6 protein-coding genes are annotated in these 22,409 nt (G+C 65.5%); 4 read left to right on the top strand and 2 right to left on the bottom strand.

The features are described from left to right. The first annotated feature begins 113 nt into the window (after positions 1-113). Positions 114-17,192, top strand: coding sequence for a non-ribosomal peptide synthetase (locus tag QM797_RS04395; protein WP_283273915.1), 17,079 nt, complete (start codon positions 114-116; stop codon positions 17,190-17,192). Then, on the top strand, positions 17,189-18,055 hold the full coding sequence (locus QM797_RS04390) for a glycosyltransferase family 2 protein (protein WP_283273914.1): 867 nt from the start codon (positions 17,189-17,191) through the stop codon (positions 18,053-18,055). The genes QM797_RS04395 and QM797_RS04390 overlap by 4 nt, the downstream gene beginning before the upstream one ends. Before the next feature lie 73 nt (positions 18,056-18,128). On the opposite strand, the gene QM797_RS04385 is transcribed toward QM797_RS04390, so the two are convergent. Further along, positions 18,129-19,208, bottom strand: coding sequence for a DNA polymerase domain-containing protein (locus tag QM797_RS04385; protein WP_283273913.1), 1,080 nt, complete (start codon positions 19,206-19,208; stop codon positions 18,129-18,131). Positions 19,209-19,210: 2 nt separating this feature from the next. Continuing rightward, the gene (locus QM797_RS04380; RefSeq protein WP_283273912.1) at positions 19,211-20,260 is read right to left on the bottom strand and encodes an ATP-dependent DNA ligase; all 1,050 of its coding nucleotides are present in this window, start codon (positions 20,258-20,260) and stop codon (positions 19,211-19,213) included. A gap of 104 nt (positions 20,261-20,364) precedes the next feature. On the opposite strand from QM797_RS04380, the gene lppU reads away from it, so the two are divergent. Beyond that, entirely contained in the window at positions 20,365-20,970 is a 606-nt protein-coding gene (lppU, locus tag QM797_RS04375) for an LppU family putative lipoprotein (protein ID WP_283273911.1), read from the top strand. Continuing rightward, positions 20,967-22,403: an MFS transporter gene (locus QM797_RS04370; protein WP_283273910.1), complete on the top strand. Its 1,437-nt coding sequence runs from the start codon at positions 20,967-20,969 to the stop codon at positions 22,401-22,403. Before lppU ends, QM797_RS04370 begins: the two co-directional genes overlap by 4 nt. Positions 22,404-22,409 lie beyond the last annotated feature (6 nt).

The raw sequence follows: 22,409 nt of genomic DNA, 5'->3' as shown, positions 1-22,409 counted from the left end.
GTGGACAAGTGCATCACGCCTGCGAATGCGATGTTACGCTCAGTTACGTGTGCAATTCGGTAACACCGACAATCGATAAACACATTCTCGCCGGCGTGGGCGAACGCTGACTCATGTCCAATCCCGGCAACGGGTTTCCACTTTCTGCTGCGCAGCGAAGCATTTGGTTTGCGCAGGAACTGGACCCGTTCACGCCCCTGACCATTGCGCAGTACGTGGACGTACGTGGTCCGCTGGACACCGCGATTCTCGACGACGCGGGCCGCACCGTCGCCGAGGAATTCGACACCGTCATGGTCCGCCTCGAACGCGGCGATTCCGAACCCCGACAGATTGTCGACCGCACACTCCGCGACAAGATGGTGCACCTCGACCTACGCGATCGCGACGACCCCGTTTCCGAGGCACTGGCGTGGATGTCGGCCGAGTTCGCCGCGCCGTTCGATATGTACGGCTCACGCCTCATCGAAGTGGCGACGCTGCGCATCGGGGAGGACAGGTGGTTCTGGTACACCCGCATCCATCACGTGCTGCTCGACGGTTACGGGGCCACGGTGTTCGCGGACCGCGTCGCGGAGCTGTACACCGCTGCAGTCACAGGCGGTGCCGTATCGCCCAACAAGGCGGGATCGGTTGCCGATCTCGTCGCGGACGAGGCCGCTTACCGGCAGTCCACGCGTTTCGACCGTGATGCTCTGTATTGGGCCGAACGGACGGCCGATCTCGGTCCGCCCGTTCGGTTGGCGGAATCGAGCGGCCGGTACGACGTCCGGTCCCGCGTGGTCGGCGCCCAGATAGAACCCGCCCTGTATCGAGCCGTCGACGATGCCTGTTCACGCTGGAACACGACGGTGCCTGCACTCGTTGCGGCCGCTACGGCTCTGTACGTCGCCCGGATGGCCGATGTGTCCGATCTGTCGTTGTCGCTACCTGTATCGGCGCGCACCAACGCGTTGCTGCGACGGTCCGGCGGCATGGTGTCCAACGTGGTGCCCGTACGTGCGCATATCGGGTCGGCGACCACTGTCGCTTCCCTGGTCGACGTCACCGGCCGCGAAATCATGGGCGGGTTGCGGCACCAGCGTTACCGCTTCGAAGACATGCGCGCGGCAACGCAATCCACTGGAATCGGCACCGGGCGTGGATTTTTCGGTACCCCGGTGAACATCATGACCTTCCGCAGCGACACGGCACTCGGACCGTGCACGGGCAGGGCCCACATCTTGACGACGGGCCCGATCGACGATCTGGCCGTGAACGTACACACCGGTGCCGGTGGACTTCGCATCGATCTCGAGGCCAACCCCACAGCGTACGGCGAGGCCGAGCTGGAAGGACACCATCGACGGCTGCTCGATTTGCTCACCGCACTCGTCTCGTCTTCCGGTGACGATGTGGCCGTCGACCTACCGATGGGCCGAGCCGTCGTCCCGACGCGATCCGGACCGCCCGCGATCGAACCTGCCCTGCTGCCGGACATGTTCGATCGCACTGTCCGACTCCACGGCGACAGAGTTGCGGTCGTCGCGCACGACCGTCGAGATACCTACCGAGAGCTGGATGCGCGTGCCAACCGTCTCGCTCGAGTCCTCGTCGATCACGGCGTGGGCCCCGGAACGTTCGTGGCCGTATTGCTGCGCCGTGGGTTGCATTCCGTCACTGCGGAATTGGCGGTGACCAAGGCCGGCGGAGCCTTCGTTCCGATCGATCCGCAATTGCCGGACGAACGCATCGACTATCTTCTCGCCGACAGCGGCGTACTACTCGGAATCAGCGACGAGCCGGTGTCGACCCACCCCGGCATCACTTGGCTCCAGATCGGATCGCCGATCCTGACCGATGAATTCCTCACGGAATCCCCGGCACCGGTCCTCGACGCCGAACGAACACGTCCGCTGCACGTGGACGATCCGGCCTACATGATCTACACTTCCGGTTCCACCGGGTTGCCGAAGGGCGTCGTCGTCGGCCATCGTGGGCTCGCGTCGTTCTCAGCCGAGCAGATACACCGCTATGGCGTCGGAAGTAATTCGCGGACACTGCATTTTGCCTCACCGAGCTTCGACGCCTCCGTCCTCGAATTGCTTCTCGCAATTGCATCCGGTGCCACGATGGTCATTGCCCCCACCGACGTGTACGGCGGTGAAGACCTGTGGCGGCTTCTGGTCACCGAGCGGGTCACCCATGCGTTCGTCACCCCTGCGGCGCTCGCATCGGTGGATCCCGCCGGAACCGTCGACCTCGAGGTCGTGATCGTCGGCGGTGAGGCCTGCGCACCGACCCTGGCGGAACGTTGGGCACCGGGTCGCCGAATGTACAACGCCTACGGTCCCACCGAGTGCACCGTGATGGCCACGGTGGCAGGCCCTCTCGTTCCCGGCCAACGCGTCACGATCGGCGGTCCGATCACGGGCACGAGCATCGCGGTGCTCGACCACCGCCTACGACCGGTACCCGACGGCGGCGTGGGAGAGCTGTACGTTCTCGGCGCCAGCATAGGCATCGGCTATCACGCCAGGGCCGGCCTGACCGCCGCGCGATTTATCGCGAACCCGTTGGACAAGAACGGATCTCGCATCTACCGTACCGGTGATGTCGTCCGAGTCAATGCCGACGACACCTACTCCTACCTGGGGCGCTCCGACGATCAGATCAAAGTTCGCGGGTTCCGCATCGAACTCGGTGAGGTCGATGCAGCTCTGCACGACGTAACCGGAGTGGTACGCGGTGTCGCGGACGTGCGGACCGTGGCCGGACAACCGACCCTGGTGGCGTACGTGGAACCGGATCGGACCGGTTCCGACGAACTCGGGACCCGAGTGGTCGAATATCTGCGAAACGTTCTGCCTGCCCACTCCGTTCCCTCGGCCGTCGTCGTCGTCGACACGCTGCCCTTGACCACGTCGGGCAAGGTGGACCGTCGGGCACTACCCACTCCCGACCTGACGCCGGCCGAACACGTCGCACCGCGAACCCCCACCGAGCGCGCTGTGGCCGAGATCGTCGCATCGGTACTCGGTCCGCGACCCGGCGGTCAGTCGTACGGAGCAGGCGACGATTTCTTCGCACTCGGCGGGAACTCGCTCTTGGCAACACGACTCACTTCCCTGCTCGGCACGAAGGTCGGCGTGCACGTTCCGATGCGGGTGGTCTTCGAGGCACCCACCGTCGCAGGCATGGCGTCCGCACTCGACGCGATGGCCGTCGACGCGTCGACCGGTGGCAGGGTGCGGCGGCCACTGACTCGAGCCGAGGGTCGAGTCGGACCGGCTCTGTTGTCTCCTGCGCAGCACCGAATGTGGGTGAGCAACCAATTCGACACTCGACTTGCCACCTACAACGTTCCGATCGTGTTGCGGTTGCGCGGACCGATCGACATTCGAGCGCTGGGCTTTGCGGTGACGGACCTGGTCGGTCGACACGAAACCCTGCGCACGAGTTATCCGGACACCCCGGATGGACCCGTGCAGCAGGTGCACGACGTCGACGAGGCGAGCGCGTTGGTCGACATCGTCACGCTGCAGGTGTCCGAGGAAGATGCGGCCCGCCGCGCCCTGGACGTCGCGATGACCGGTTTCGACGTCAGCCGTGAGATCCCGCTGCGCATCGAACTTCTCGAGATCGAACCCAACGATGTCGTGTTGGTCTGCGTCGTGCACCACATCGGAGCCGACGGGTCATCCACTCTGCCGCTCGCACGCGATCTCGCCACGGCCTACCGCGCCCGCCGAGAGGGTGGCGAGCCGGACTGGCCCGCACTGCCGGTCACCTACGCCGACTACACGATGTGGCATCACGATCAGATGGGCCGAGACACCGATCCGGATTCTCTTGCGTCGCAACAGCTGGCGTATTGGAAGGAACGGTTGCGCGACCTGCCGGAGCGACTGGATCTGCCCTTCGACCGTCCGCGTCCCGCGGTGGCGTCACTTCGAGGCGGCAGGGTGGTTCGCCGCGTCCACGCCGCGCAGGTTGCCGCGCTGGCACAATGCGCGGCGGCACACTCGACAACGCCGTTCATGGTCGTGCATGCGGCCCTCGCGGCGTTGCTGGCCCGGATGTCCGGAACCATAGACATCGCCGTGGGTACTCCCGTCGCTGGACGCGACGATCCGGCAACCGAGAACCTCGTGGGCATGTTCGTCGGCACCGTCGTGCTGAGATCGCAGGTCGACGATCACCGCTCCTTCGCAGATTTGCTGCGGCAAATTCGCGAACACGACCTCGAGGCGTTCGAGAATTCGGACGTCCCGTTCGAGCGCATCGTCGAGCTCCTGAACCCTCCCCGCGCGGCGAGTCACCATCCACTGGTACAGGTCGGGTTCTCGTACCAGAACCTGGCACCGGTCTCTTTCGAGCTGGACGACATCGACGTCGAGGTAGTCGATCTGGAGACGTCCGTCGCAAAATTCGACCTTCATATGACCGTCGTCGAGCGATCATCCGGCCTCGACATCCAATGGGAGTACGCCCACGACCTGTTCGACCACAACACCGTCGAGAGGTTCGCCGACTTGTTCGCCGATATCCTCGACGCCGCGATGGCCGATCCGACGGCAGCACTGGGAGATCTCGCCGTCGCCACACCGACCGAAGTCGAATCCGTCGGTACTGTGACCGACGAACCGGCCTGCACCGTCGCCGATCTGCTCGCGGCCGGACTCGTCGAGGGTGCCGGCAGGATCGCGATCGTCGAGGACGAAACCGGTACCGAAACGTCCTACGAGGAGATCGCGGCACGCATCCATCGGTCGGCGCGCGCGCTGATCTCTCACGGAGTGGCCCCAGGAACCCGTGTGCTGGTGGCACTTCCACGCTCGGCGCGCATGATCGAAGCCGTGTGGGCGGTCGTGCTCGCGGGGGGAACGTACGTTCCGCTCGATCCGAATGCTCCGGGCGAACGCGCGGCCACGGTGGTAGGGTCTTCCGGGGCCAAGCTTGCGATCGCCGAATCCGACTGCGATGCAATCAATTTCGGCACCAGCGTAGACACGTTGGATCTACGAACTCTGAGCTCGGGTACGCACTCGTCGGCTCCGCTTTCCGACGCCGACAGAATCGCGCCCCTGCGGCCTGCCCACGATGTCTACGTGATCTACACCTCGGGCTCGACCGGGACACCCAAAGGCGTTGCGCTCTCGCACGGGGCCGTTGCTCACCAACTGCGCTGGAAGACGCGGTACTACCCATCCGGCCCGGACGACGCCGGCGTCCTGAAGACGCCCCTGACGTTCGACCTCTCGGTGTGGGAGTTGTTCGGGCCTGTCCTCAGCGGAGCGCGCACCGTCGTTGCCCGCCCAGACGGTCACCGCGATCCTAGGTACATCTCGGATCTTCTGCGCCGCAACGAGATCGGCAACGTCCATTTCGTTCCATCGTTGCTCGTCGCTCACCTCGACACCGCGCCCGGCCGATCGACGCGAATCATGTGCATCGGTGAGGCACTGCCCGCAGCCACCGCCGACCTCGCGATGGACGCGACCGGCGCGGTGGTCGACAATCTGTACGGTCCGACCGAGGCGGCAGTCGGTGTCACGGTTCATCGACGGCGGCACCGCGACGACGATCACGTCGGTACATCGAATGCAGGCGCGTCGGTGCCTATCGGACGCCCCATGTCCGGCACCGGTGTTCACGTCCTCGACCGTCGGCTCCATCCCGTCCCGGCGGGTGTACCCGGTGAGCTGTATCTGTCCGGGGCTCAACTGGCGTCGCATTACGAGGGACGGCCCGATCTGACCGCAGAGCGGTTCGTGGCCAACGCGTTCGGTGCCGGTGATCGCATGTATCGCACCGGGGATCTCGTTCGCCTACGCGGCGACGGCGAGCTCGAATTTCTGAGTCGGAACGACTCACAATTCAAGCTGCGCGGTCAACGCATCGAATTGGGCGAGATCGAAGCCGCCCTGACGCGCGATTCGCGAATCGGTGCGGTCGCCGTAGTCGTGCTACGCGGTCAGCGGCTGCACGCCTACGTGGTTCCGGACGCGGGAACCGACGTGGCCGATCTGAGCACCGTGTCGGTCACCGAGCGGGTGCGCGGATGGCTGCCGGTGTACATGATTCCGTCGGGCATCACGGTTCTCGAGGCGCTACCTCGAACCACCAACGGGAAACTGGATCGAGACGCTCTGCCGGAGCCTGTGCTTCCCGAGACCGGAGCGAGTCCGCCCAACACCGCCACCGAGCATCGTGTGGCGCACACTTTTCGCGCCGTACTCGGCATCGACGGCATGGATGCCGAGGGCCCGGGTATCGACGACGACTTCTTCGATCTCGGCGGCAATTCTCTCGCCGCCACCCGGCTGGCAGCTCGGTTGGGCGCGGACCTCGGGGCCGATGTCCCGGTCTCGGCGGTGTTCGAGTCCCCGACGGTGCGGGGGCTCGCGCATTGGATCGACGCGGCCGGTCATCAGCCCCGTCCGGCGCTGGTCGCTCGTCCACGGATCGGGCCGATCCCACTGTCACGCAGCCAGAGCCGAATGTGGATTCTGAATCAGCTGGACCTCACTTCGCCGCTGTACAACCTGCCCCTCGCAGTTCGGCTCACCGGTGCGCTCGACATCGACGCGATGACCGCAGCAATCCATGACGTGGTGGAACGGCACGAGGTGCTGCGCACCGTGTATCCCGCGGTCGACGGCGAGCCCACACAGCGGGTGCTCCCCCTCACCGACACGACCGAGTCGATGGCATCCGAGCTCGACGTCGAGACGACGGTGCGCCGCGGATTCGATGTGACGGTCGATCCCCCCGTGCGCTGGACGCTCGACCGGGGTTCGGACGGAGCAACCACCCTCGTCGTGGTGGTGCACCACATCGCAGCCGACGCAGGCTCGTTCCGGCCGCTGCTTCTCGACGTACTCGCGGCCTATTCGGCGCGTACCTCGGGTGAGCCCTTCGCCCGCCCGACGTTGCCGGTCCAGTACGCGGATCACGCCATGCGGGAACGGGATCTGTTGGGCACCGGTAACACCGACCGGCACCCGAGCATCGCGCAGCGCTACCGATTCTGGGAACACACCCTCGCGCATCTGCCCGGCCCACTTCCTCTGCCGACAGATCGACCGCGTCCGCCGGTTCCGACCCATGCAGGCGCGTCGGTGCTCGACGAAATCGACCCCGACACCGTCGAGTCGCTTCGCTCGGTGGCGGGCCGAGACCGCACAACAGTGTTCGCGGCACTGCATTCGGCTCTCGCGGTGACACTGTCACGTCTGAGCGGTACGTCGGACATCGTCATCGGAACCCCAGTCGACGGACGCGGGCTGCCGGAGCTCGACGACCTCGTCGGCATGTTCGTCTCCACCGTCGCACTTCGTATTCAGGTGGACGCGGGTGCCACGGTACGTCGGACGATGACGAGAAGCCGCGATGCGCTCGTCGCTGCCCTCGCGGCCTCGGAAGTACCCTTCGAAGACCTCGTGACCATGCTGCCCGTCGATCGATCTGCGGCCCACCATCCCATCTTCCAGGTCATGCTCTCGATCCAGGAAGCCTTGCCGCCCGCCTGGGACCACGACGGGCTGCACGTCGAAGTCCGTCCGTTGGATCTACCCGTAGCGCGCTTCGATCTGCACATCACGGTCGACGAGCCCTCCCCCGGGAGTGGCCGGCCGCTCGGTATCCGGTGGACCTACGCCACCGATCTGTTCGACGAGTCGACCGTCACGGGCTTTGCCGCCGCCTTCCGCCGCGTTCTCGACGCCCTGGTACGGGACGCCCCCACCCCGGTGGGCGATCTCGATCTGCTGGGCCCGAGCCGCCGCGCCGAAATATCCGAGTGGAGCGCTGGTCCCGACACGCCGGACTCGAATCGCACGCTCGCCGATGTGATCCGTCCGGTCGGAGCACATCCCGTATTGACGATGGCCGGCAAAACTCTCGATGCCGACGAGTTCGCGCGAGCTGTCGCCCGTACGGCCCGTGGCTTCATCACCGAAGGCGTGGGCCCCGGTGCCGTGGTCGGTGTGGCATTACCTCGATCGATCGAGCTGATGATCGTCATGCACGCCGTCATCACAGCTGGAGGTGCCGCGCTGCCGTTGGATCTCGAGCAACCGTCCTCGCGACTGCTCACCATGGCCGACCTCGCAGAACCGATGCTGATAGTGGCGCCGGACGAAGCGCGCATTCCGGCTTCGCTGGCCGATCTGGTGCGCACTCCCGCGCAGCTCGACAGCGGCTCCGACGAACCGGTGACGGACCGGGATCGCGTTGCCTCCCTTCATTCCTCGCACCCCGCCTATGTCATCTTCACCTCCGGGTCCACCGGTGAGCCCAAAGGCGTTGCGGTGCCGCACGCAGGTATCGTCAACCGCCTGGACTGGATGCAGGCGAAGTACCCCATCGGTGCAGGAGACACCGTGCTGCACAAGACGCCTGTCACGTTCGATGTGTCGGTCTGGGAGTTGTACTGGGGCTTCGCAAACGGTGCCCGCACCGTCGTAGCCGAACCCGACGCTCACCGAGATCCGGCCCGGATAGCCTCGATCATCGATGCCGAAGGCATCACCGTCGTGCATTTCGTGCCGTCCGTGCTGGATGTATTCCTGGCGTCGACCGAGAGTCGGCATCCGACTCTGCGCCTTCTGTTCACCAGTGGCGAGGCGTTGGGCAGCAGCACTGCGACACGAGCGCGGATGCAGCTGCCGGCAACGGTGCACAACCTCTACGGCCCCACCGAGGCTGCCGTCGACGTCACCGCACACGAGGTGGGAACCGAGCCGTCGAACGGTCTTTCCGTCCCTATCGGTCGACCGGTGGCCAGGACGCGCACTCTCGTGCTGGACACCCGGATGAACCCTGTCGACTCGGGTGTCGCCGGCGAGCTCTACCTGGGCGGTGTTCAACTCGCACTCGGTTACGTATCCCGTGCTGCCCTGACTGCGGGACGGTTCGTGGCCGATCCATACGATGCGGGAAACAGGTTGTACCGCACCGGCGATCTCGTGCGGTGGTCCCGGACGGTCCCCGGCGTTCTGGAGTTTCTCGGCCGCACGGATTTTCAGGTCAAGATTCGCGGTCTACGCATCGAATTGGGCGAGATAGAAGCCGCCCTCCGCCGTCACCCGGCGGTGGCACGCGTCGTCGTCGTCGTGCGTGCCGAACTGTCCGCCGCCGGTGAGGTGGTGGCCTACGTCGTGCCCGAGAGTGGACGCTTCGTCGATCACGAGATCATCTCTCGCTGCGCTCGGGATCAGCTGCCCGAACACATGATTCCGAGCCGCACGGTGATCCTGGACGAGTTGCCACTGGGCTCCGCCGGCAAAATCGATCGACGAGCGCTTCCCGCACCGGTGCGCACCGAACGCACCAGAACCACACCCCGCACCGACACCGAGCGAGTCGTTCTGGAGGTAGTGCGTTCCGCTGTCGATACTGGACACGGCGATGTCGAGTCGATCGGCGTCGACTCGGATTTCTTCGACGTCGGCGGCACCTCCCTCACCGCTGCGGTGGTCGTATCCGGAATTGCCCACCGACTCGGTGTCGACATCGGACTGCGGACGGTCTTCGAGTTCCGCTCCGCAGCGCTCCTCGCCGAGCTCGTGGACGCGGGCGGCGCACAGACGACTCTCGAGCCGAATGCCGTTGCAGAAGAATCGTTGTCGATGACCGCTGCACAACGTCGCATGTGGGTACACAATCGTATCGATCCGAGTTCGGCTGCCTACAACATCGTTCTGCCGCTGACCGTTCCGGGCCGGGACGTCGACATGGTGGCGCTCGGATGGGCGCTGCGTGACGTCGTCTGCAGGCACGAGGCGTTGCGGACGATCTACCCGGACAACGGCGACGGACCGTCTCCGCTGGTGCTGGCCGAAATCGACGATCGAGCGTGCGAGCTACTCGTGCGTGTTGTCACCGAGGACGAACAGACGGCCGTCGTCACCACCGGGTTCGATCTGACGACCGACGTGCCGGTGCGGTTGGTGGTGGTACCGAAGCAGTCGGAGACCCTGCTGGTGCTCGTCGTGCATCACATCGCTGCGGACGGCTGGTCGATGCGCATCCTCGGCGGCGACCTGGTGCACGCGTACGCAGCACGCAGCACGGGTGAGATCCCCGAATGGGCAGCTCCAGCAGCAGGATTCCACGATCGGCTCGCGCACCGCACTGCAGGAGCGAAAGCCGACCGTGGTGCGCAGATCGCCCGATGGATCGACGTTCTGCGCGACGCGCCGGTTCTCGGTGTGCCCATTCCCGACCACCCGCGCCCGCTGGCACCGACCTATCGCGGCGCGATCGCGCGGGCACACACCGATGGTGTGGATCGCGATGATCTGCTCGCTGTCGCGAGTCGCGTCGCGGCGTCGCCCTTCGCAGTTCTGTATGCAGCACTGATCACCACTCTCGCGCGATCGGGCGCAGGAGACGACATCGTCCTCGGGCTGCCCACCGCCGGCCGTGCCGATCCGGCCAGTCGAGGAACAGTGGGCATGTTCGTGACGATGGTGACGCTGCGGGACCGTTACCGTCCGACGTCGACCTTCACCGAATCCGTGCAGCACGCGCGGGACGTGCTTCTCGATGCGCTGCACATCGCCGATGTCGATGTCGAAGACGTTGTCGATGCTGTTGCTGCGCAACGTGAACCGACACACCACCCAATCTTTCAGATGACTCTCGACGTCGACGATTCGCTCGATGCCGCGTCCGCTCCTGCCGGTGTGAGCGTTACGGATATGGACATTGCGGTCGCACGGTTCGATCTCGAGTTCACCGCGCGCCGCCGACCCGAGGGAAACTACGACCTGACACTGATCTATCGGCCGGACCTGTACGACGCGTCCACTGCACAGGTGCTGCTCGACCGTTGGGTGACGGTACTCGCTGCCGTCGTCGAATCCCCCGACCGCCCCGTCCGCGAAATCGACGTTCGCGCGCGCCGCGAACGTCCGACCGATCCACCGACCGACTGTGCCGTACCGGCACGAACGTTCCCGGAGCTGTTGCGCGGCAGCGGTTCACTGACCGATGGTGCTACCGGACGGACGATGTCGACCGCCGAGGTGCAAGCTGCAGTCGCGCGGCTCGCACGGCTAATCATCGGACGGGGCCTGGGCGTGGGCGATGTCGTCGCAGTCTGTATGAGTCGTTCCGTCGACGCGGTCGTGGCAGTACGCGCTGTCGCGGAGGCCGGGGTGACCGTCGTTCCCATCGATCCTTCGACACCGCCGGCTCGGATTGCGCACATGCTCGCAGACTCGGGTGCTCGAGCCGTGGTGACAGTGCACGCGTATGCGGCGGTCTGCGATTCCGATTCGGCAGTGGTCGTCGATTCGACCGCTGTCCTGAACCATCTCGACGGCCTCGACCCCAGCCCGGTGACCGACGCAGAGCGGGTCGGATCACTGCATGTCGACGCGACGGCCTACCTGATCTACACGTCCGGGTCGACGGGCACACCCAAGGCGGTAGCCGTATCGCATCGAGGACTGGCCGCGTTCACCGAGGAACAGCGCACGCGCTTCGAGGTGCGTCCGGAGCACCGCGTACTGCGGGGTGCTGCACAGAGTTTCGACGCGTCGATCCTGGAGCTGCTACTCGCCTCGAGCGCAGGTGCGGAGCTCGTGGTCGCTCCGGCGGACCTGTACGGCGGCGACGATCTTGCCGAGTTACTGGTGCGCGGGCGAATCACCCATGCCTTCCTCACCCCCGGCGCCCTGGACACCATCGCCCTGGACCCCACCGCGCTCGACGGCACGGGAACCAGTGCCTTCCCGAACCTCGAGGTCGTCGTCGTGGGCGGCGACGCGTGTCCGCCCGAGCTCGCCCGACGGTGGGTGCGCAGCGGAATACGGTTGTTCAACGCGTACGGACCCACCGAATCAACCATTGCTGCGACGGTTGCCGGTCCGATCGGCGAGATCACGGGTTCGGTTCCGATCGGAATACCGGTGCGCGACACGACAGTCCAGGTGCTCGATGCGGCGCTGTCGGTGGTCCCCTCGTGCGTGGTCGGCGAGCTCTACGTAGGCGGTGCGGGTGTTGCGGACGGGTACCATGGCCGACCTGCCTTGACTGCGGCGACATTCGTCGCGAACCCGTTCGGGCCTCCCGGGTCGCGTGCATTCCGTACCGGCGACCTGGTTCGTTGGTCGGAGGGTGCTCTGTTCCATCACGGGCGCAGCGACTTCCAGCTGAAAATTCGCGGCCAGCGCGTCGAAATCGGTGAGATCGAGTCCGCACTGCGCGATGATCCGACCATCGCCGCCGGCGCAGTCGTCGTGCGGGACCTCGGAGTCGACCGAGCCCTCGTTGCGTACGTGACCGCGGTGGCCGGATGCGAGGTCGACGTGACCTCGGTCCGAACCCGGCTGGCCGAGACGCTGCCGCGGTACATGGTCCCGGTAGCGGTGACTACGATCGACGAATTGCCACTGACCCGAGCGGGCAAGATCGACCTGGACGCACTACCAGAGCCGGTACTGCCTCGGCACGAGTTCGTCGCTCCCGCCAGCGATCTCGAAGTTCTCGTGGCCGGTGTCTTCACCGACGTGCTGGGGACAACGAGGATCTCCGCCGCGGACAATTTCTTCGATCTGGGTGGCGACTCGTTGTCGGCGACACGGGTGGTCTCGAGGGTGCGAGCCGCGACGGGTCGCGCCGTTGCGGTTCGGACGCTGTTCGACTCACCCGATGTGCGCACGTTCGCGCAGGCGGTCGCCGAGTCTGCGCGCGACGTCGGCCCGGTCCCTGGCACGGTGGCAGTACCGGATCGAATCCCACTGTCGCTGGCCCAGCAGCGCATGTGGTTCCTGAACCGGTTGGATCCGTCCTCGACGGCCGAGAACATTCCCCTCGTGATGCGCTTGACCGGTGAGCTGGACGAGGCTGCCTTCGGCCTGGCTCTGAGCGACTTGGTGCGTCGTCACGCGGTATTGCGAACGGTGTACCCGGATTCCGAGGAGGGCCCGCACCAGGTAGTGCTGCCACCCGACTGTGCGGCGGGCGCACTGCTGACCCGAACGGCTACTTCGCAGTCGTATCCAGAACTGGTGCGTCTGGTGGTAGATACCGAATTCGACGTCACGCGCGAACCACCCGTCCGCGCCGAGTTGCTGCGCGTCGAGGATCCTGGCCATGCCGGTGATCGAGAGTACCTGTGCGCGCTGGTCTTCCACCACATCGCGGTGGATGGAGTATCGGTCGTTCGCCTCGCCGAGGAACTTGCTTTCGCCTACGCCGCGAGGACGGCCGGACTCCGCCCCGACTTCCCGCCGCTGGCACTGACCTACATCGACTTCGCGGTGTGGCAGCGCGCCACCCTCGCAGAAGGCTCCGCGCCGGTCTCGGTGGAAGAGCGTTTCTGGCGGTCCACGCTGGCGGCCGGCCCTGCGGCGGTCGATCTCCCCTTCGACCGCCCTCGACCTGCGGTGATGTCGGGACGCGGTAGCCGCACGGAGTTCTCCGTCGATGCGGACGTGCACGCAGCCATGCGCGACTGGGGCGCTGCCACCGGAGCCAGCGTGTTCATGATCGCGCACACGGCATTGGCGGTGCTGTTGTCGAGGATCGGTGACAACGCCGATGTGCTCATCGGCACGCCGGTGTCGGGTCGAGGCGACGACCGTTTCGACCCGGTGGTCGGCATGTTCGTCAACATGGTGACGTTACGCGCAGCCGTCGATCCCGCTGCTACGGGAAATGCTGTGCTGCAGTCGATCCGCGAGACAGATCTCGCAGCCTTCGCTCACGCCGAAACCCCGTTCGATCGAGTCGTCGCGATGCTCGACCCGCCGCGCACCCGCGCACACCATCCGCTGTTTCAAGTCGCCCTGTCGTTTCAGAACATCGGCAGACTCGACCTGCAACTGCCGGGACTGACGATCGACGTTGTCGACACCGACACTGCGGTGGCCGAGTTCGAGCTTCATCTGACGCTGGCTCCTTCTGTCGACGGAAGTCTCGATGCGCAATTGGCGTATTCGACGGACGTGTTCGACCACACAACCGTCGACACCATCGCGACCCGATACGTCTCGCTGCTTCGTAGCCTCGTTGCGTCGCCGACAACGCCGGTCGGCGACCTGGACATCGCAGTCGGGGAAACCCTCGCACTGATCGACTCTACGTCGGTTGCTCAGTCGAATCTTGTTCTGCCGCAGTCATTTCTCGATCGTGCGGCACTCGAACCGTCTGAGATCGCGATAGTGGACGGACCCAGCGAACACAGCTACGGCGCGCTCTGCGCGCGCGTGCGAGAACTTGCCGAGGTATTGGTACACCGCGGTGTGGGTCCGCACACGACGGTCGCTGTCGCACTCCCCCGCAGCGTCGACCAGATCGTTGCTCTGTATGCGGTGGTCGCCGCCGGTGGTGCGTACGTCCCGGTGTACCCCGCGGATCGCGAGCGCACGGCAACTGTCCTCGCGGCCGCCGCCCCGGCGGTGGTGATCGCCGAGACCGACGCATCGAGTCATTCAGTCTTCGCTGGTCTGGAGGTGGTGGCGGTCGGTGACCGCACGAGCGGGCCGGTCGCACTGCCGGTTCCCCGTGCGCTCGATACTGCCTACGTCCTCTTCACGTCGGGTTCTACAGGTGTTCCGAAAGGCGTGGCCGTTCCACACCGCGCGGTCACGACGCAGTTGCAGTGGATGCAACATCGCTACCGATTGACCTCGGACGACGCCGTTCTGCTGCACACCCCCGCCGGATTCGACCTGTCGGTGTGGGAGTACTGGTGGGCGCTCGGTGTCGGGGCCCGAATCGTACTGGCACCGGAAGGATCCGAGCGAGACGCAGCGGCAACAGCCCAGGCAATCACCGATTCGGGCGTCACTGTGCTCTGCCTGGTTCCGACATCGCTTGCGATGCTCCTCGAACGGCCCACGTTTCCCCCGACGGTTCGACTGGTGCTCTGCATCGGCGAGGTGCTGCCCGCTGACCTGTGCCGTCGCCTTGCCGCGGTGTCGAACGCGGCGGTACACAACTTGTACGGACCGACCGAGGCCACTGTCAGCGTCACAGGACATGAGGTGATCGATGCCGACGGTAGCGGTGCGACCGTGCCCATCGGCACAGCGCAACCGGCCGTGGGAGTCCGGGTGCTCGATCGACGGCTTCGGCCGGTGCCGCGGTCGACAGTCGGCGAGCTGTACGTGACCGGTGATCAGCTGGCCCGCGGATATCACGCAGACCCCGCTCGCACGGCTACGTCGTTCGTCGCCGACCCGTACTCGCCGTCGACGCGGATGTACCGCACCGGGGACTTGGTGCGCATGCGTACGGATGGGTCGATGGACTACATTTCACGCGCCGACCGGCAGGTCAAGGTGCAAGGCTTCCGGATCGAACCGGGGGAAATCGAATCGGCGTTGCGCAAGTACGACGACGTGGACGAGGCCGTTGTGGGCGTCGTCGCTTCGGGAACGGCGGATGCCTGGCTCGTCGCTCACGTGGTCGGCACCGCAGACCTCGATCTCGATGCGCTGCCCGGACGACTACGAGGTGCGCTCCCCGAGTACATGATTCCGCGTCGTGTTCTTCGGATCGATTCGATACCGACGACGGCCAACGGAAAGGTGGACCGCTCGCGGTTGCCGTTGCCCGAGATGGCCGAACGCCCGTTCCGCGCCGCCCGGACGCGCGAGGAGACGGTGGTCGCGAACGCGCTCGCGGAGGTGACATCGACGGCTCGAGTCGGGTTGGACGACAACTTCTTCGAGCTGGGCGGCACGTCACTCGGGGCGACCAGAGTGATCGCTCTCGTCGAGAAACAACTGGGTAGGGCAGTGCCGGTTCGCGTCCTGTTCGATCACCACTCGGTCGAGGACGTGGCCGCGGACATCGAAACGCGGGCATCGGAACACGCGATTCCTCTGGTACGTCTGAACGGCGATCCGGACGTACGGCTGGCACCATCGCAGGAAAGAATTCGGGTAGCGATGGCCCAACGCGCAACAGGTGACTGGAACGTGCCCTTCGCGGTGCGACTGGAGGCGGCGATCGACCTCGACGCTCTGCGAGGAGCCATCGCCGACGTCGTCACACGGCACGAATCCCTCCGCACCCTTCACCCCACCGGCCCGGACGGCTATCGCCTCGACGTCGTGGCTGCCGACGCGGCGAGGATCGAGGTTCTCGCCGTGGATTGCGATACCGACCGAGTTGCGGCGGAGCTCAGAGACTTCGGCTGGCGACCGTTCGACGTCGAGACCCAACTTCCGCTGCGGGCGAGCATCTTTCGCCTTTCGAGCGATGTCGTGGTGTTGGCGCTCGTCGTGCATCACCTCAGCGCGGACGGACAATCGATGGGTCCGCTCGTGGCGGACATGTTGGGCGCACTTGCAGCACGAAACGCCGGACGAACATACGACGTACCGCCGCCGGCCATCCGCTTTCGTGATTTTGCAGCGTGGCGTCGGAACGTGCTGGGCTCAACAGAAGACGAGAACAGTGAGTACACGAGGCAACTCGCGTACTGGGTCGAGCGCCTCGGACGGACATCGCCGCGGCCACAACTGCGGACCGACCGGCCGAAGCCTGCATCTTGGCAGTCGGAGGGGGCAGTGGTCGAACTCGAGATCGGTGCCGATCTCCATCGCGATCTGGTCGCCTACGCCGGACGACTCGGAAGCGGTTCGTTCGCGGTCTTCCAAGCCGCGTTTGCAGTGGTGCTCGCCGATGTGGCAGGCGACGGCGACGTGAGCGTGGCCACGGCCAACTCGAACCGTCCGCACCCCGATCTGGAGCACGTGGTCGGTAACTTCTCGGAGGATGTACCGATGCGTCTCGACGTGCGGGACGACGTCGAGTTCGCGGACCTCGTGGTGCACGTGCGCAAACAACTCTCGGCCGCGCTGTCGGCTCCGGACATTTCGGCACCGACTCTCCTGGACGCACTGGGCATCACAGCCTCACTTGCCGAAAACCCGCTGTTTCCTGCAACTCTCATCGTTCAGGATGCGCTCGACACGGGTGACGGGATCGATATCGGCGGTACCCGGATTTCGCCGGTGGTGGTCGAGGGGACCGTCGCCAAACACGAATTGGAGGTGACCTTGCGCGAACACAGATCGGGACGAGAACCGAACGGAGTCACCGGAAACATCCTGTACCCGGTTGCGTTGTTCGATGAATCGACTGTGCGCCGAGTCGCCGACGCGATGATCGCCCTGCTGACCCGTGTCGTGGACGGCAGCGGCACCCCCACAGTCGGAGAGTTGCGAGAGGACATGCGATGAAAGGTTTGTCGGTTGTCATCGCGGCCTTCGACGCCCTGCCGGACATCGAGGTGCAATTGGCCGCCCTGACCGAACAGACATACTGCGATGCGCTCGAGGTGATCATCAGTGACAACGAGAACAGCCCCGAACTACACGAGTACGTCGGAGCCCATCCGTCGCGCGAGCAGTTGTCGCTCAGAGTAGTCGACTCGTTCGATCTTCCCGGAACCTCGCATGCGCGCAACGTGGGTACGAGGGCTGCGAAATACGACACGATCGCCTACTGCGATCAGGACGACGCGGTGCATCCCGAATGGGCTCAGTCGTTGGTGGATTCGATGAGGTCGGCCGATCTGGTCGGCGGCCCGCTCGAGCGGGACACGCTGAACGACCCCGTCGTTGCATCGTGGCGAGCTCTACCGGACCCCTCGGCACCGGTGGTGCTGGGGCGGCACCTGCCGATGAGTTTCGGATGCAATCTCGCGGTTCGCAGAACCGTGTTCGACGCTGTGGACGGGTGGGACGAGTCGTATCCGACGGCGGGCAGCGACGTCGACTTCTGTTGGCGTGTGCAGGCCGCCGGATACCGTTTCGGCTGGGCATCCGCTGCTACGGTGGCATATCGATTTCGGACCAGCATGCGCCAATCCTATTCGCAGGCAGCACAGTACGGATGCGCCGAGGCACGCGCAGCCAAGCAGCACGGTGCACCGGGCCGGCAATGGTGGTGGTTTCCCATTCACGTCGCCGTGGTCGCCGCAACCGCCCCCGTATGGCCATGGGGTTGGTCGCGACGACGCCGCGGCGCATGGATGTGGGTGACCGGCAACCTGGTCGGCAGAATTCAGGGAAGCGTTCGATATCGAACCCTCTACTGGTGAGCGGCGATCACCAATAGGCAAAGCGCGCCGGTCCGAACAACCACGATGGTGACGCAGCCGGATGCCCGCGCGATCAGGTGCGGTTACCCTCTGCATCCCAATGCTCGGCGACCTTTTTCGACGGCTGCACTCGCGGCGGCTCGCCAGGCATCTTGGGATAGTCGGGTGGGAAGTTCAGCTCCCCGCCCGGCAGTGTTTCCCACAGGTGGAGAAGGGGTTCGAGCGAGTAGGCCTGGGAATCCATATCGGCCCACGGGTCGCCGTCCTGCACCAGTTCCGGCACTGTGACGAGGTTGAATTCACGCGGATCGGTGACGTCGGCCAACTGCGACCACGTCATCGGAGTACTGACGGGCGCGCCCGGTCGAGCCCGCAGACTCCATGCGCTGGCGATTGTCCGGTCACGGTTGTTCTGGTTGTAGTCGATGAAGATGCGTTCTCCGCGTTCCTCTTTCCACCAGTTGACAGTCACCCCGCCGTCGCGGCGTTCGAGTTCGCGGCCCAGACCGATGGCCGCGTGGCGCACCTGCTCGAAGGTGAATTGCGGCTCGATGCGGACGTAGATGTGAATGCCCCGATTGCCGCTCGTCTTCGGGTAGCCACGTAAGCCCAATTCTTCCAACAGCTCTCGGGTCACATCGGCGACCCGTAGGGCGTCCGCGAACGTAGTGCCCGGCTGCGGATCGAGATCGAGACGCAACTCGTCGGGATGGTCCACCTCCGGCCGCCGCACCGGCCACGGGTGAAAGGTCAGCGTGCCCATCTGAGCCGCCCACACCAGCGCAGCCGGTTCCGAGGGACACAGTTCCTCGGCAGTGCGCTTGCTGGGGAACGCGATCTTCACCGTCTCGATCCACTCGGGCGCACCCTTGGGCAACCGCTTCTGATAGAAGCCGTCGCCCTCCTTGTCCTGTGGGCCGAGCGCCAATCGCATGCCCTCGCGATAGCCGTCGGGCCATCGCTCCATCGCGGTGGGGCGGTCTCCGATCGCCCGCATCAGCGGCTCCCCGACGGCCGCGAAGTACTCGCACACCTGGAGTTTGGTGATCGCCGGAGTGCGTTCGGTTGCCTCGTAGATCACACGATCGGGGCTCGATACTCGCACTTCACGTTCGCCGGCCTGCACGAACGCCGGTGGAGTTTTCGCGGCCATGACTACCGGCCCCCGGCAATGACATCGGCAACGTCGTAGCGCACCGGAACCTCGAGCTGGTCGTAGGCGCACGAACGCGGCTCGCGATCGGGTCGCCAGCGCAGGAACCGCGCCACGTGCCGTAGCCGTGCCCCTTCCATCTGGTCGTAGGCCACTTCGATGACCCGCTCGATGCGCACCGGAATCCAGTTGCGGTCGTTCGACGAATTCCAGCGGGTCGCTTCACCGTCGTAGGTGACGTCCTCGCCGAGTCGGAGCGGTTCGAGTTCCTCGAGCAGTTCGAGCCGCCGCTTGTCGGTGAACGCCGATGCGCCGCCGATCATCCTGAGATCGTCACCATCGTAGAGACCGAGCAGCAACGATCCGATACCGTTGCCGGACTTGTGAATACGATAACCGATCAACACGCAGTCAGCGGTGCGGGCGTGCTTGATCTTGATCATCTCACGCTTGTTCGGGAGATAAAGCCCGTCGAGCTTCTTGGCCACCACACCGTCGAGCCCGGCACCCTCGAACCGCTCGAACCAATCCTCGGCCACCGCCGCATCATCGGTGGCGGAGGTGACGAAGCAACTCGGCCCGCCGGTGCCGACCGCGTCGAGCAATCTCGCTCGTCGCGTCGAGAACGGCTCGCTCGTCAGGTCCTCGTGTCCGACGGCCAACAGATCGAATCCGATGAACTGCGCGGGTGTCTTCTCCGCCAGCATCGTCACCCGACTCGCCGCGGGGTGAATTCGCTCCGACAAGGACTCCCAATCCAGGCGGGTGGACCCGTTCTTCTCCCGGGGAACGACGATTTCGCCGTCGACGACGATCTTCTCGGGCAACTCTGCCTTGACCGCCTCGACCAACTCAGGGAAGTAGCGGGCCAGGTCCTTACCCCCGCGTGAACCGAGCACCACCTCGTCACCGTCGCGGAAGACGATGGCGCGGAAACCGTCCCATTTCGGCTCGTAGGACCACACCGCAGGCCCGTCCTCCGGCTGGGCGGGCACCACTTTTGCGGCTTTGGCGAGCATCGGCGCGACCGGCACGGCAAGAGGAAGATCCACGCAGATCATCCTGCCTCATGCGGCCGACAACCAAGTCCGATATTTTCTACACACAGACGATCGATGCACACAGCACGGTTGAATTCACGAGGGCAGGACTCACCATGGCGTCATCCAACCGTTCGGTCCGCGCTCTCGTTCTCGCGCTGACGGCGTGCACGGCCCTGATGCTCGCCGGGTGCGCCTCGGAAGTATCCGGGACCGCCGTCGCCATCTCGGGCGCCACCATCGCGCCCACCACGACGAGTGCTCCTCGCACCACCACCAGCGCCCCGACCCCCGACATCGACGACGGCGGCAGCGTCGACATCGATGTGGAGATCGGCGAATGCGTGAACCTCGGCGGAACGGTCGACGAGGCCACCATCGCCAACGCGAACTGCGGATCGCCAGAGTCCAACTACGTCGTCTTCGCCAAGACGCCGACATCGGCCGAATGCCCCGCGGACGCCGATCAGTACTACTACGAGACCTACTTCGACATCGAGCAGGGAGCCCTGTGCCTCGACATCGACTGGGTTGTCGGCGGATGCATGGACATCGTCGGTGAGTTCGCCCAACGCGTCGACTGCGCCACCCCCGGTGCCGACACTCGCCGCGTCGTGACGATCCTGCAGGGCACCTTCTCGGTCGACGACTGCCCCGACCCGGCTCTCTACGGGTACGAGAAAGAGACCCGCAACTTCGTCGTCTGTGTCGAACGATTGTGACCGACACCCCGGCAGTCCCGCTCTCCAGTGCGAGGGGTCGGTGGATCGTCGCCGCCACCGTGCTCGGTTCGGCTCTGGCGATGCTCGACGCCACCGTGGTCAATATCGCGTTGCCTGCGATCGGCCGCGACCTCGGTGCCGGAGTCACCGGTCTGCAATGGACTCTGAGCGGCTACACCCTGGCCCTGGCGTCGCTGATTCTGTTGGGCGGCTCACTCGGTGACCGGCTCGGGCGCAGACGTGTGTTCGTCTGGGGCACCGTCTGGTTCACGGCCGCGTCGGTGCTGTGCGGCCTCGCTCCCAACATCGAGGTGCTGATCGCGGCGCGGCTGCTGCAAGGCGTCGGCGCGGCGTTGCTCACTCCCAGTTCTCTCGCGCTGATCTCGGCCTCGATCAAGGCCGAGGATCGGGGAGCGGCTATCGGGCTGTGGTCGGGATTGGGCGGCGTCGCGTCGGCCATCGGCCCGTTGCTCGGCGGCTGGTTGGTCGACGCCGTCGGCTGGCGTGCGGTGTTCCTGATCAACATCCCACTCGCTGTCGTGGTCGTGTCGGTTGCCGCGAAACATGTTCCGGAGAGCCGAGATCCGCACGCGTCCGGTCGCCTCGACGTGCCGGGCGCGGTGACGGTCGCGGCGGCACTGGGTCTGCTCACGTACGGGTTGATCGAGTCGCACACCCTGGCGCTGGTGCTCGGGGTAGTCGCAGTCGGGGTGTTCGTGGTGATCGAGCGCCGCTCGCACGATCCATTGGTATCGCCGGCACTGTTCGCCTCCCGAGTGTTCTTGGCGGCCAACCTCGTCACGTTCACCGTCTATGCGGCCCTGGGCGGAGTGTTCTTCCTTCTGGTGTTGCAGTTGCAGTTCGCCGTGGGCTACTCACCGATCGCGGCCGGCATGTCGACGCTGCCGATCACAGCCCTGATGCTCGTACTGTCTGCCCGCGCAGGCCGACTGGCCGGGCGCATCGGACCACGAATTCCGATGACGGTCGGGCCGCTGCTGTCGGCTCTCGGGTTGCTGCTGATGCTGCGCATCGGTCCCGGATCCAGTTATGTCACGGACATTCTGCCTGCGGTCATCGTGTTCGGTCTCGGCCTGTCCGCGCTCGTCGCCCCACTGACCGCAGCCGTACTGGGTGCGGTGTCCACCGACCGCGCCGGCATCGCGTCGGGGGTCAACAATGCCGTGGCCCGCACCAGCCAACTACTGGCCGTGGCTGCGTTGCCTGCCCTCGCCGGTATCGCCGGCTCCGATTACTCTGCGCCAGAGGTGTTCTCGGCCGGCTTCCACACAGCGATGCTGCTGTGTGCCGGACTGTTGCTGATCGGTGCCGTCATCGCGGCAGTACTGATCCGCGGTACCGGCGACACGTCGAACTGCCCACCGCACTGCGACATGGCGTCACCGCCGATGGCACCGCGCCGCATCGAATAGAGGGTG

Origin of the sequence: Rhodococcus sp. IEGM 1381, assembly GCF_030056795.1 — a bacterium.
Classification (GTDB): domain Bacteria; phylum Actinomycetota; class Actinomycetes; order Mycobacteriales; family Mycobacteriaceae; genus Rhodococcoides.
The sequence above is the reverse complement of the archived record's forward strand: the minus strand, read 5'-3'. Positions and strand labels throughout refer to the sequence as shown.

Bases quoted from the DNA above. Each gene is read 5' to 3' on its own strand.
- QM797_RS04395 (WP_283273915.1), top strand. From the start codon at position 114: ATGTCCAATCCCGGCAACGGGTTTCCACTTTCTGCTGCGCAGCGAAGC.
- QM797_RS04390 (WP_283273914.1), top strand. From the start codon at position 17,189: ATGAAAGGTTTGTCGGTTGTCATCGCGGCCTTCGACGCCCTGCCGGAC.
- QM797_RS04385 (WP_283273913.1), bottom strand. From the start codon at position 19,208: ATGGCCGCGAAAACTCCACCGGCGTTCGTGCAGGCCGGCGAACGTGAA.
- lppU (WP_283273911.1), top strand. From the start codon at position 20,365: ATGGCGTCATCCAACCGTTCGGTCCGCGCTCTCGTTCTCGCGCTGACG.